The 13,731-nt window shown below is 31.4% G+C and carries 9 protein-coding genes and 2 pseudogenes; 1 reads left to right on the plus strand and 10 read right to left on the minus strand.

All coding sequences use genetic code 11. The features are described 5' to 3' along the window. Positions 1 to 196 precede the first annotated feature (196 nt). Positions 197 to 1,423, plus strand: a complete 1,227-nt coding sequence (locus BS101_RS17160; protein ID WP_073538466.1) for an IS256 family transposase — start codon at positions 197 to 199, stop codon at positions 1,421 to 1,423. Between the two features lie 514 nt (positions 1,424 to 1,937). Here the strand turns inward: BS101_RS17160 and BS101_RS17165 are convergent. The 10 genes and pseudogenes from BS101_RS17165 to BS101_RS17205 form a co-directional block, all read right to left on the minus strand. Then, positions 1,938 to 2,839: pseudogene (locus BS101_RS17165) on the minus strand (RNA-guided endonuclease InsQ/TnpB family protein). Between the two features lie 16 nt (positions 2,840 to 2,855). Next, positions 2,856 to 3,235: pseudogene (locus BS101_RS17170) on the minus strand (IS607 family transposase); the annotation flags it as partial. A 232-nt stretch (positions 3,236 to 3,467) separates the two neighbouring features. Then, positions 3,468 to 5,165: an ATP-binding protein gene (locus BS101_RS17175; RefSeq protein ID WP_073539935.1), complete on the minus strand. Its 1,698-nt coding sequence runs from the start codon at positions 5,163 to 5,165 to the stop codon at positions 3,468 to 3,470. A gap of 152 nt (positions 5,166 to 5,317) precedes the next feature. Then, positions 5,318 to 5,488, minus strand: a complete 171-nt coding sequence (locus BS101_RS22940; RefSeq protein ID WP_156876075.1) for a hypothetical protein — start codon at positions 5,486 to 5,488, stop codon at positions 5,318 to 5,320. 207 nt (positions 5,489 to 5,695) lie between these two features. Continuing rightward, the gene (locus BS101_RS17180) at positions 5,696 to 6,958 is read right to left on the minus strand and encodes an Ig-like domain-containing protein (RefSeq protein WP_073539936.1); all 1,263 of its coding nucleotides are present in this window, start codon (positions 6,956 to 6,958) and stop codon (positions 5,696 to 5,698) included. Between the two features lie 27 nt (positions 6,959 to 6,985). Continuing rightward, positions 6,986 to 7,621, minus strand: a complete 636-nt coding sequence (locus BS101_RS17185; RefSeq protein ID WP_073539937.1) for an Ig-like domain-containing protein — start codon at positions 7,619 to 7,621, stop codon at positions 6,986 to 6,988. Positions 7,622 to 7,708: 87 nt separating this feature from the next. Further along, complete coding sequence (locus tag BS101_RS17190) at positions 7,709 to 8,515, minus strand: SLAP domain-containing protein (RefSeq protein WP_073539938.1); 807 nt, start codon at positions 8,513 to 8,515, stop codon at positions 7,709 to 7,711. Between the two features lie 110 nt (positions 8,516 to 8,625). Further along, positions 8,626 to 9,204, minus strand: a complete 579-nt coding sequence (locus BS101_RS17195) for a hypothetical protein (protein ID WP_073539939.1) — start codon at positions 9,202 to 9,204, stop codon at positions 8,626 to 8,628. Positions 9,205 to 9,259: 55 nt separating this feature from the next. Beyond that, complete coding sequence (locus tag BS101_RS17200) at positions 9,260 to 9,625, minus strand: hypothetical protein (protein WP_073539940.1); 366 nt, start codon at positions 9,623 to 9,625, stop codon at positions 9,260 to 9,262. Between the two features lie 646 nt (positions 9,626 to 10,271). Next, positions 10,272 to 13,727: a beta strand repeat-containing protein gene (locus tag BS101_RS17205; protein ID WP_073539941.1), complete on the minus strand. Its 3,456-nt coding sequence runs from the start codon at positions 13,725 to 13,727 to the stop codon at positions 10,272 to 10,274. Between the last annotated feature and the right edge of the window lie 4 nt (positions 13,728 to 13,731).

Consider the following 13,731-nt stretch of genomic DNA (forward strand, 5'->3'; position numbering starts at 1 on the left):
ATATTTATGAGTATTTGTAAAATTAATGCAGAAGCAAAATTTTTAAACCCATCAAATAAATTTTCTACATTATTCGCATTATAAGAGAACGTACCTAGATTTGTGTAAATCAAATCTAGGTACGTTCTTTTTATGTATGTAGAACTGGTAATAGTGGTAATAATAAGTATAAATAATTTTTGAAAGGAGATTAAATATGAATATACTAGAAGTACCAGACATTGATTTAAAAAAGGAATTAAAGAAGTGTAATAGTATGGAAGATTTAGTAGGGAAAAATGGACTTATGCAAAGGCTATTTGGAGGTATAATACAGCAGTTTTTAGAAGCAGAAATGGAAGAACATCTTGGAAGAGAAAAATATGCAAGGCTCTCTGATGAGGATAAAGACTATAGAAATGGATACAGTTCTAAAAACATTAGAACCAGTTTTGGCCCGGTTAAAGTAGACGTACCAAGGGATAGAAAGTCTGAGTTCGAACCTAAGATAGTCAAGAAATATGAAACTGTCTGTAATGAACTTGATAAGAAAGTTATAGGTTTATATGCACGTGGTATGTCTGTAGATGATATAAAATCAGAGATAGATGAACTTTACGGGGTAGATATATCCCCTGCAATGATATCCAAAATTACAGATAAGGTCATGGATACAGCTCTAGCATGGCAAAATAGAGCCCTTGATCCAATGTATCCTATAGTATATATGGATGCTCTATATTTTAAAGTCAGAGATGAACATAGAATTGTAAATAAGGCTGCCTATGTCTGCATGGCACTTGATGTAAAAGGCCATAAAGACATTTTGGGAATATGGGTTGGCGAACAAGAAGGAGCAAAATACTGGTTATCTGTATGCAATGATCTTAAAAACAGGGGTGTTAAAGATATTTTAATAGCCTGTATGGACGGTCTTAAAGGACTTCCAGATGCAATTAAAGTAGTTTTTCCTGAAATTAACATACAAAATTGTATAATACACCAGATAAGGAATTCTATAAAATATATACCATCAAAGAATGTTAAGACTTTTATGAAGGATTTAAAAGAAGTATATAAGGCAGTTAATGAAACAATGGCAAGTAAGTCATTACAATCACTGAATGATAAATGGGGAGATAAGTATCCTATAGTTGTACAGTCGTGGCAAAATAACTGGGAAAATCTATCTACATATTTTGATTTTCCTCAAGATATAAGAAAAATAATATATACAACTAACGCCCTGGAAGGTTTCAACAGGCAGCTTAGGAAATTCACTAAGATAAGGACTGTATTTCCTACAGACGATTCCCTTCTAAAAGCCCTATACCTGGCAACCGAGCAGATAATGCTGAAATGGACGGCACCTTCTCCAAACTGGGCAAATACGCTGGCCCAATTAACCATAATGTTTAAAGATAGAATAGAGCCATATATATAAAGATAAAGCCTGTACTATTTTATATAAAGATGAATAATAATAGTATTATTGCTAACAATACTATTATTAGAAAGCTAAACCACACTATTATTAGTTATTTCCTAAAAAATAAAAATTACTACAGGAATTTAATCCTATAGTAATTTCCAAATAAATTTTATCCCGTCTATTCTATTTACACAAACCTATGGACGTTCCCCATTATAATTTAAAGAGAGATGGTTTTTAGAAAATGTCTTTTCATTTTTAACTATCCAACCTATTTCTATATTTTAAAAGTAAGTACAGCAGGAGTTTTAATATATAAGAACTACACGGTATGCCGTTACGTAAACTTTACAAAACTCTATAATAACATTATATAAGTTTAAATTTACTTCCTTATTCAACGTGTCCGATTTTGTAATCCTATTTGTAATCCTAAAGGATAACTACTTTCGTTTGCTATAACACTCCAAAGGCTTAAATTCGGGTGTAACTCACCCTACACGATAGCATAATTCGTTAAAGTGCCTTACGCTACTTTATATCTTGATAAATTAATACTGGCATTTTTATCTCTATCTATTGCAGAACCACAACGCTCACACACAAAAGTTCTTTCTGATAGTGATAGTTTAGGTTTAATATATCCACACGCACTACAAGTTTTCGATGAAGCAAACCACTTATCAGCTTCTACAAATTCAATACCGTATTTTTCAGCTTTGTACTGAATCATGGTTTTAAATTCAAAGAATCCTTGCTTTGCCACCACTTTCGATAAATGACGATTTTTCATCATGCCTTTTACATTTAGACTTTCCATAACTATTCGAGAAGGCTTGGTTTTCACTATCTCTGTAATCACCTTATGTCTATAGTCAGTTCTGATGTTATCAAGACTCTTGTGTAACTTTATAATATTCTTTTCAAGTTTTACAATATTGCTTGTTTTAACGTAACTTCCTCCTTTTTTATTTAGTTGGTATTTATTAGATACCTTACGCTGCAATCTACGCATTTTCTTCTCTAATTTCTTAACTCTTTTAGTTTTATTGATACTCTTATATGGTTCTTCTCTATTTGAACATATAGCTAAATCCTTGATTCCAAGGTCTATCTTCTGCTCTTAAAACGTGGTTTATCAGCTAATCCCTTGAAGAACTTCTTATAAGCTTCACAACCATCTTTAACAGCTTGTTTAGCTACATTATTGCTAATAGAATTTAACCATTGATATTGCTCTGTTTTCTTTAATTGAGTTATTTCTTTTCTTAAATCACTATCTGATATGAACTTACCACCATTTTTATAGTTTTCTTCTTGTCTTGCCAAGGTCCAATTATAAATGAATCTTGCAGTACCAGAACATTGAAACAACTTAGCAATTTGTTTATTATTCGGTTCCAATCTAACCTTCATTGATGTTATCATTCTCTAACAACTCCTTAATCATCTTTTCAACTTCTGAATTGGTTATCATGTCTATTAGTTGATTTAATCCTTTTTTATTGTAGTTTATTCCACTTCCTATGTCAGTAACAATATCAAATTGATAACCTTTAGCAATCATATAGCTTTTAACATTCTCAATCTGTCGCTCTAAATCATCCTTTTGCTTGACACTCTACAATATTCAATTACTTTTTTAGTATTAGTTACAACGCCTTTAAGTCCTAAAAAATGATTGAGTTGTTCTTGTGAATAATATCTATATCCACTGGGAGTAATATGGTGTGGTTTCAATTCATCTTTCTTATCCCATTCCCTTAATGTTTGAGCATTTTTACCTATTAGTTTTGAAAACCTACCTATAGAATAGTATTCCATAACATCACCTTGCATCTATATTACCATAAACATTGTATACATACAGGAATGTTATATAAACTTATATAATGTTTTGCTAACTGTTAATCTTCCTTCCCCACAGGCTTATAATAAGTATAGATGGTAAAAATTCAAATTATGACACTATTACAAGGTATGGCTTTGGATTCTCCTTCCATTAGTAATAGGTGCTGCAAAATCTATTAACCCTGCACAAATATTTTTCAAAAAATTAGATTAAATTTACAGTATAAATGTCCTTTTTTCCTACAACTATAATTAATATTTTCTTTAATTCCTCTTTTTCCAGCTCTTCCTGCACCATTTTACTTTCTCCATATAATTGAAGTTGTTTTAATCCCTGCTCTTTTACTTTATCTAATGTATCCCTGTCACTTTCTTTTACATACTTCAATTCCATAATCCATTGAAATTTAGTTATGTCTTTAAACTGGATTTTTCTTTTAAGCATTAAATCTACATAACCTTTATTGTTTTCATCTTCACTTTTTATAAAATAGGTTCCATCCACACCTAATAGGGTAAGAAACATCATCTTTACATTTTTCTCGTCCATCTGTATAAGATCCCTGTTGGAAAAATATTCTAATATATCTTTTAAAAGCTCTATTAAAGGCTCTATATTGCCGTACATTCGCATTTCATTTACCGCAATTCTAATCTTTTGAATTTCAATATTATAATCTTCATTGATTTTTTGAAAATGCTGCTCCCAATAAATAGTTTTTATAACGTAATTAGGTACCTTTAGCACAGTTCCAAGAGGTCCTGCTTCTTTTATAGTAAGCATTCCAAGATAAAAAAGCAGTGACTTAAAATTCTCTTTCACACTATACATAGTATGAATATTAAATCTGTCTACAAGAATTGTAGATGTTTCACCTAGGGACATTATTTCTTCTAAAGCTTCTCTGTCATTAAAATTACGTGCCAGTTGATTGACTTTACCGTAATCTGTCTTTACATTATTGTCTATCATTTCCTCTGGATATTCATTATATGCCAGATAATTATCTAAAAAATACATTGACATATCCGGATTAAAAACAGTATGGCTTCTTTTATTGAATTTATACCCATCGTAATAGATAATCATATCCTCACAGATTTTTTTTCTAAGTTCCGCATCTTTTATATTAACTTCATCCATAATCCACAATAGTTCTTTTCTTGTAAACCCAAGCATAGCATTCAGTTTTTCATCTAAAGTGTAGTTTCTTGTTATATTAAAGCCACTAGTCAAATCATCTAACATTATAGGACTTACTCCAGTCATAAATATTCTGTTAAAATTATCCATAGTAGCATCTTTTACAGCTTTATAAAAAACTTTTACAAAGCCTTCGCCATGAAGTATGCTGTTATAAGTACTTTGTTTTCCTCCAGTTATTAGTTCATTTGCAAAGTTATCATATTCATCTATTAAGAGAAGCACACTTTTATCTATTTTACTAGCTAAAAGTGATATATATTGTACTGCTATTTCCGCACTTTTTATTTCTTTAGAAATAACTTTATCTTTTAATAAATTTGAATAATGATTCATAAATTTTTCTACAGATAAAATGATCTTCTCATTAAAGCTTTTTCTTAATTCCTCTTCTCCCCGACCTGTATCTACACCAGCAAAGCTGATTTTCCAGACAAGAAAACTGTTTCTCTCTTCTGTAGGATTTTTACCTATATATAAATCACCAAATAACTTTTCAAATTTATCCTTTTTGTTTATATCATAATAATTCTCCAGCATGGATATAAACAAACTTTTACCAAACCTTCTGGGTCTTATAAAAAATTGGTACGGTGCATATATATCTAAAAGCTCTATATAATACGTTTTATCCACATAAAGATAGTCTTTTTCTCTTAAAACCTCAAAGTTAGAAATGCCATAAGGTATTCTCTTCATTTCAGTTCACCTCTGTATTTATTCTCTTAATATTATTTTACCATTTTCAAATCTCTTGTATAGAAGCAAAAAGTCGTCTCCCGACATTGCAAAAATTTATCATTGCAATAATGTCAGAAGTAAGTATAATTAAGACTATATATAACACTGTTCTAACTTGCTTGTGGTAATTCTAACTCAATTCCTGTCTTTAGAATTTCTTCTACTAAACCTGCTGGTTCTTCATATTCATCCATAGTAAATGGTTGAGGTTCTATATCCATATCATAATCAATTGCAGATAGTAGTAAGAAATGAATTCCATCAACTCTACTCATATCCATAAAATACCTCCTCTGTATCATTTAATACTCGTTTTGCCCTATTGGAATCAATAATACTTGATATTTTCTCCATATATATTATATCCAATTTGACAATTAATTTCACTAATCATTTTCTATTTAGTAATTGCCCAGCCTCTACATTCTCCTTACCTTTTCAAGATCTTAAAAAAGGCGTTTTTAACACGCCTTTTCTGCCTAATAAAATTACCCCTGTATTTTAAAAATAAGTACAATAGGTTTTGGAATGGCTTTTCCATCTTCAGATAAAACATTTTGTGTTATAACCAAATAATAAGTTTTTCCCCCATCATATTCTCCTGATGGCTTGACATACACTGTATCCTTGTCATTATTATAGGTGACTTCTATATCTTCTACAGGGTACAAAAGATCATCGTACTCCTCATACACTAATACATTATTGCTGTTTACCGTAGATGCATCAAAAGGTTTGGTAAATTTTATACTCCACATTTTATTCTTTGATATATTGGATTGATTACCCCATTTTTTATACTTTGAAAAGTCAATAGTGACACCCTCTGAAGGATACTTGTAAACTGTGACAGCAGCGGGATAAGCAGAAGTATCCCAGTTATGATCCTGTGATATCTGACTGTCTGTCAAGTTGTAATAGTCATATAAGACCCTGCCTTTAACATCAGGTATAGGATCATCCCAGGTACAGTCCAGATGGTACCACTTTCCATCCAACTTAACAAAATTCCAGGCATGTCCCTCTGAGTCAGAACCGCTGCCTGCACTTCCTGCAATAATTTTACTTTCCACCCCTGCCTCGGTTAACATTTTATAGGCCAGGAGCGCATATCCCTGACACACGGTTTTACCTTCACTTAATGCATTGTAGGCACTATATCTTTCAAGGGATGTATCATATTCCACATTCTTAACAATATAATCATGAATGGCTTTTTCCTTTTTATGGCTGTTCATACTGGAATCAATTATTTCTCCAAGTATACTGGTAACTTTTGAATCCACAAAATTTTCCTGCGATTTTGTGGTAAGGTAGCCAAATCTAAAATCTATAGTAACATCATTTTCATATCCACTGATGCTAATTTTATATCCTGTATAGGAATAATATAAATAATCATCTCCATTTAAGATATCAGAAATTGCAGATATTATTTCCGACCCTAAGTCCGAAGTATCTCCATCATAGTAAACAGAAAATTGTGTAGTTCTATTATACATTTTACTTTCTATTATATCCTTCAAATCAGAAATATTATCTGTAGAGCTACTGGCTGAAGCTCCATAGGAAGGTTCAACCGCAGTTCCATCATAGCTTACTCTGGCACCTTTAGGAAGCTCCCTGTTAACAGTTTCATAACTCTCATTAATAAGATTTTCTCCCTTTACAGCTTGTACCTGTACAGGAAATGCCAAAACAAAAAACAATATAAAAATCCCAAGTATATTTTTTATGTATTTACAATTCAATAAAAGCCCTCCTTACCCTACTTTAACTCATTCAAACAAAGCCATTATTTCTGATAATGTATCTAAGGAAAAATTACTTAAGAAAACCATTTGAAGATCCAACTTTTCTGTTTCTGAAAGATTATCGTACTGAGATTTAAGAGATGAAGTATCTATATCTTTAGAAGGGTCATTCATCTTTTTTATAAGTACGGACTTTACATCCGCCACCAGATTTTTTTCTGGCTGAGTTTTAACTGCAGCTTCAATATTATCCATTTTGTTCACTGTTTCCACAAGATCCGGGTTTGTAATGGTAAATTCCATTCTAACTTCTTTTGGAAGCTGGCAGCCATCTTTACTTGTCACTGATTTTTTTATACACAGGGTATAGGTTTTCCCCTTTTCATAATTTGAATCAGGTAATAGAGTTATAGACAGGTTATCACTGCTCAAGGACAATGTAATTGGAACCATCTGCTCTTCACTGTCCAGCACCTGTATATTTTGTTCTGTAACAGTACTTACATTCAATTCCTTATTAAATTTTATTGTCCAGCTTTTATTCTGCGCTATGTTGGATTTAGTATCCATATATTTTATGTCATAGTCAAAGGCCTTAACGGGAATACCATATACTAAAATACAAATTATAGATACTAGAAAAATATGTTTTAGTTTCACAAAGAATCCTCCCCTTTAATATTTAGCTATATTATAGCATAATAGAATAGGATTCATGGGAAAATTATGTGATATTAGTATTGAAATTTACTCAAATATTACTTTCCATTTGTTTGAAAAATTCTCCGTTTTTTCTGGTGTTAAATCTACTTCAAAACTCAGATTGCAAATTCTTGCTTTTATAGGTTTTATAATAAATTCCTTCAAATTAAACTTTCCACTGACTATAATATTGTCATCCTCATCTTTCAAAGTCACAGGAATCTGCTCTACTTTTATACTCTTATCTGAAGAATTCCTTATAACTAAAGTTACATATATATTACTATTAACATTAAGCGATATATTAAAAGTTGAAATAGCCAATTGTCCTTTTTCAATTTTAGGCAGCTCCTGTAAAAAGCTTTCAAAGCGAGGTTTGAATTTTATAAGTTCCTCTAGAATTTTTTCATATTCTATATTTGCATAATTTACGGCCTTTAATGCTCTATCAAAAATTACCCTGCATTTATTTGGTGTAAATTTATCCATGTGGATTTCCGATTTCTTGAAATAAATCTTCCAGGGTCTAGCAGTACAAGAAGGCAAGTCTCCCATTTCTCTTAAATCAAAGACATTCCTTCCAATTTCCTCATCCTCAGAATTTAATAAGATCAAGGGGACATATTCAAAATTTATGTTTTGTGATAATCCATTTCTAAAATATACTTTAGCTTCCAGTTCTTCTGACTGTTCAAATACATAAATTGTGGATATATTTACATCATCTTTTTCTATAGGCAATAATTCTTCAATTTCCTCCTGAAGTATCTCTTTTTGAGTATCTGATATTATAGATTCATCTTTTTTATCTAATGATAACTTAGTATTTATTTTTTTAGATATATTACTCATATTTACCTCCAAATTATAGTGAATTTTATATTTTTAGATCTACTATTTTGAATACTTTTAACCCCTTGTTAAAAGGAAGCATATCTTAAATAATATTTTAATTAGAAATTCTATTTTATTACATCCGCTTTAACTTCATAATCTGATGCTTCTGTATTTATGATAACTTTTCCTATTGAATCTTTTGGAGTTCCTTTTTTAAATACTATTTTTACTTTTCCATTTTCTATTATATATCTATCATCTAATTTTAACTTATCTCCATTTACGGTAACACCTTTAATTTTTGATGAATCTTTTGTGGTCACATATAAATTACTGGAAAATAATTCTTCAGAATATTGTGCACTAACAATAAAATCACCACTGTTACTTTCGTTAACAGTTATAGCATTTATTCTTTTAGCTAAAGCCTGTTTATCGTTTCCTTCTGGTAATGTTTCAACAGCTTTTTTAGCAGATGTTATATCAGTTTCACTTTTACTATGTTCCGCTTTAGTAACTTTATCTATAACAGTTTTTTTGGATTTCTCATCTATCGAATTTTTACTTGTTTGATTTGATTTAATCTGATTGTTTTTTGTTACATCATTTGAATTTTGTTGTTTATATCTTTTATATCCATAACATAATCCTATTAAAAGCACAGCTAATAGTACTACTATTAGCAACTTGGTTTGTTTCTTCACTTATATTACCTCCTCTAATTTATATGTCATAGTTATTATTCCTTATCATTTTTTCTTACTCATTAGGAATTACTGTGGCATTTATATTCTTCCCTTTATACTGTGCTCTAAGTTTGTCCATATATTTACTTATTTTTGAATACTTGTCTTTATCCTGTATTCCTTTTTTAAGCTTTAAGTTTAACATTATAGTTTCATCATTATGACTTATGTATGCATATTCTAAATCACTATCATTTTTAAATATTTCATCTAATATAGCCTTATCTATATTATTCTGCTGTACACCTTTATCCTGCATTATCTTATTAGATGTTTGTATTCTTTTATTAAGGCTATATTTTTCATAACAATAATATCCACCAATAGCCACTATCATTACTAGCACTACTGCAGCTATTATTTTTGTCTTTTTCTTCATCTGCTTTACCTCCTATGTTTTTCACATAATTAAATTATATTATTATCTTCTATACTATTCAATTTATAATTCTTATATTAACTCAGAAAAATAGAACAGTACCCTTTAAAGATAATTGGATTATTTTGTTTTTCAATCCAAATACAACCTGACTATTTTTTTAAAGATTTTGATATGATTTATTTTTGAAATGCATTTAGATAACGGTCATCCATTCGAAATATCTTCATTATAAGCTCATTGTTGGATGTAAAGAGAAAATGTTACTAACTACCCTTATGATTGTTAAATAACCATACCTATTATCATAATCCATGTTACCCCTATGTTACCTCTAACCCCATAATGATTTCATATTAACTTTACCTTATAATTAAAGAAAAACAATAATGAAAGACCATTAGATAAAATAATGTTCTATCCAATAGTCTTTTGACATGATTTATTCAGTTTTTCAGCCAGAATGTGACCTGACTATTTTGGGAAGGTTTCGATATGATTAATTTTGGGAATGCATTTGTTTCCGTTCATTTATTAAAATTGGAGAAGGAAGGTTTCTCTTCCCCCTCACTTTTTAATGTTTATATTTTTTTACATAAGGCTCTAGTCTCTTAGCGAGAATTTTCTTAGAGTTGCTACAAAATTACTATTTAGTTACTGATAAACCAAATCCAGAAGCTGTTTGTATTTCATTTCCATTAGCATCAGTGAAAGTAGCATTTCCTAATGTCTTAATGTTGAATGAACTTATTGAATTTACATCTGCACCTACCCATCCGTCATCTGCAGCTATAGTTATAGTAACAGTCTTAGCAGAGTTATCTATCATTACATTTCCTGTGACTCCACCAGAGCCATCTCCACCAAATCCAAGTCCAGAATTATCAGTTGCATATTTTATTGCAGTATCTCCTTCATATAATGTAAGTGCTTCTAAATTGATTCCTGTTTCTTTTTGGATTGCTTCACTTACATCAAATACAACTTTATCTCCTTCTTGTAGTACTGAACCAGTATTTCCATCACCCTTAACGATCTTAACATTTGAGAATGCTGGTGCTGTTGTATCTGATTTTTCTATAATAACTGCTGAAGCTGTTGCATCAAAGTTAAGTCCCCATTTATCAAAAATAGCATTATTATTAGTGCCATCTCCATCTCCCTTGATAGTTGTTGTTCCTGGCACTATAGGAGTTGTTACTGTTTTAATTCCTATAGTAACAGTATTTCCATCTGATGAAACTTGTGTTCCATCAAGAACTAAACTTCCAGCACTTAGTATTAAGTCATTATCTGGTGCTGCTGTTGCCGCTTGTATATCTTCTGCATCAATATTCACTGCCTCACTGAATGTAAGAGTTAATGTATCTCCTGCGTTTAATGCACCACTTCCATTAGCATCATTATAAACTGCTTTAGTTATATATGGCTTAACTGCATCTGGTTTAGCTATAGTTATACCTCCACCAGCTGCATCAACTTTAACTCCATTAGCTCCTACTATATGTTTCTTTGTAGCATCACCTGTTATATCAAGTGTATCTGTTCCAAGATCGAAGCTAGCTCCTGTTCCTAATGTAATAACTAGTTTTTCTGGTGATGAACCTTGAGCAACTGTAAAGTTACTTCCAAGATTTCCTGCTGAAAGTTCAAAGTCCTCAACTGTAACATCTCCTGATAGAGATACTGCTCCGTTAAATGTTAGGGTTATTTTATCTCCAGCATTTGCAGTATAATCAGAGTTTGTATCTGCATAAGATACTCCTGTTAAAGCATAAGCTGTTCCTGTAACAGTTGTATCTAAAGTAAAGTCATTGTCTATATCTGTATCTGGTCCAGTAATATCAGCTGGTGCTTGATATGGATTTCCATAGATATCTTTTGCTGTTGTTGATACAGCATATTCATATCCATTTACATAGTTTGCACTATCCTTATCTATTGTAAGTATTACAGTTTTATTGTCATCATATGAAGCTACTGCTGTTACCGGAACTGTAACTGCAGCATTATCCTTTTTAGCAACAGTAAATTTACTTGTAACTAAGTCTGCTGCTGCTAATGATTTATTGAATGTAAGTTTAACTTGATTAGCTGCAACACCTGATTGAGTTGCTCCTGTCATTGTGACAGCATCCTGATCTGTATAAGCAATAGCTATTGATACATCAGCGTCAGTTGCTATCTTATTACCTGCTATATCAACAAATCCTGCTTCTGTAGCTCCTGTGCCAGCTTTTGAAATGTTAAGTGCTAAATTAGATTTATTAACTGCTGATGCTTCTATTGATGTTAATGCTCCGCCTGATAGAGTAAGAACATATTTTTTATCTACTGAAGCATCTGTATTAGCTAAAACATCTGGTGATCCATCTTCAAAAGTAACAGTTGCTGCATTCAACTTAAATAATTCTGTTGTTCCTTCATAAACAGCAAGCTTTGTTATATCTCCAACTGTAACATCTTCATTTGCAGTAATAACTAATTTGTTTGTTGTAGCATTATATGTTACTCCACTTATTACTGGTGCTGTCACGTCATCTGTATAATTTAATACTGACGTATAAGTTGCATCTGCTACTGTGTTACCATTTACGTCTTTAGCAAATCCTGCTCCTAACCCTGCTCCTAACACTAAAGCTCTTGAAGCTTTTGCTGCTCCTTCAACATTTATTAAGTCTGTAGCATCACTTAAAGTAAATTCTAAAGTAGCACTATTAGCTGTTTGTGTCAAGATATTTACTGTTGAAGTTGATCCTACTAAAGGTTCTCCATTAAGAGTAATTGCAGTTAAATCTATAGTTGCTATATTTATTGCTTTATCAAATGTTAAAGTAAGTTTATTTGAAGCTTCATCATAAATTGCTGCTGTTAACTTAGCAGCTGATACTGGTGTTATAGTTGTAGCTGCCATATTATTTGGAGTTAATTCAGTATCTTTTACAGCACCTTCAGCAAATACTACATCTTTGCTTGCTGCTGTATCATAAGCAGTTTTACTTGATGATGATAATGTTATAGTAAGTTCAGCTGTTCCTGTTCTTGAAACAGTATCTGCTAACGCAAGAGCTGCTCCACCTACAGTTATCTTAGATTTATCGATTGTTGCACTTATATCTTTATCAAATTTAACAACTATTTTTGACGAAGTTGAAGGTGTATATACTGCGCCTAATGCAACTGGGCCTGTTGTTGCTGTAGCACCACTTCCATCAAATATAATTTTTGTTTCTGCTGATAACTGTTGTCCTTTTATATCCTTTAATCCAGCATTTACTTTAGCAGTTGCTATATAACCACTGTTGAAATTAATCATTGCTGTATTCAAAGTAACTAAGACACTTTTACCATCGGCTTGTACTTTAGCTAAAGTAGGCACATAATCAGTTACTGAATCATTTACTTTTTCTACATCAAATAAATCTGTAACTAATGCTCCTTCTAAAGCTACTTTATCAACTTTTTCACTGAAAGTGAATAATACGTGTTTATTATCTACTGCAGTTACACTTGAAACTGTTGGAGCTTCGAAATCATATCCAAAGTCTGACCCATCTATTGTAGCTGCTTTACCATTAACTTCTAAAGAACCTTCTTTATTAGCTAATGTAGCTATTGTTAAATCATAAGATTTAGTTGTATTTGGAGTCTTAGTTACTGCTGATACAGCTACTGCCACTCCATCTACTTTAACTGTAAAGTCTCCTGTTGTTAGATCTGTTGTTGGAGCTGTTTCCAATTCAACTCTTACAGTTGTAGCATTAATAGCACTTACTGAATCAACTTTAACTGTTGTTGTTTCGCCTGCCTCAAAGGCTGGTGTAACAGTATCCTCAACTTGACTTAAAATTGAATCTAAATCACCTTCTGGATTTGCCGAATAAATTTCATTTACATCATCAAGAGCATATACATTGCCGTTATATTCATAACCATATTGAGATGAATGTAATCCAGCATCTAATTGATTCCTTAAGCTCATAAGATCACTTAGTGTATATTTTACAGTTCTAGTTGCTAAATCATATACTTCGCCATCCGCTGCTGAAACTGGAATACTACCTAACAAAGTAGCAACAGCCGTTGCAGATAAAACAGCCAAATAT

This window comes from Clostridium kluyveri (assembly GCF_001902295.1).
GTDB classification, from domain to species: Bacteria; Bacillota; Clostridia; order Clostridiales; family Clostridiaceae; genus Clostridium_B; species Clostridium_B kluyveri_B.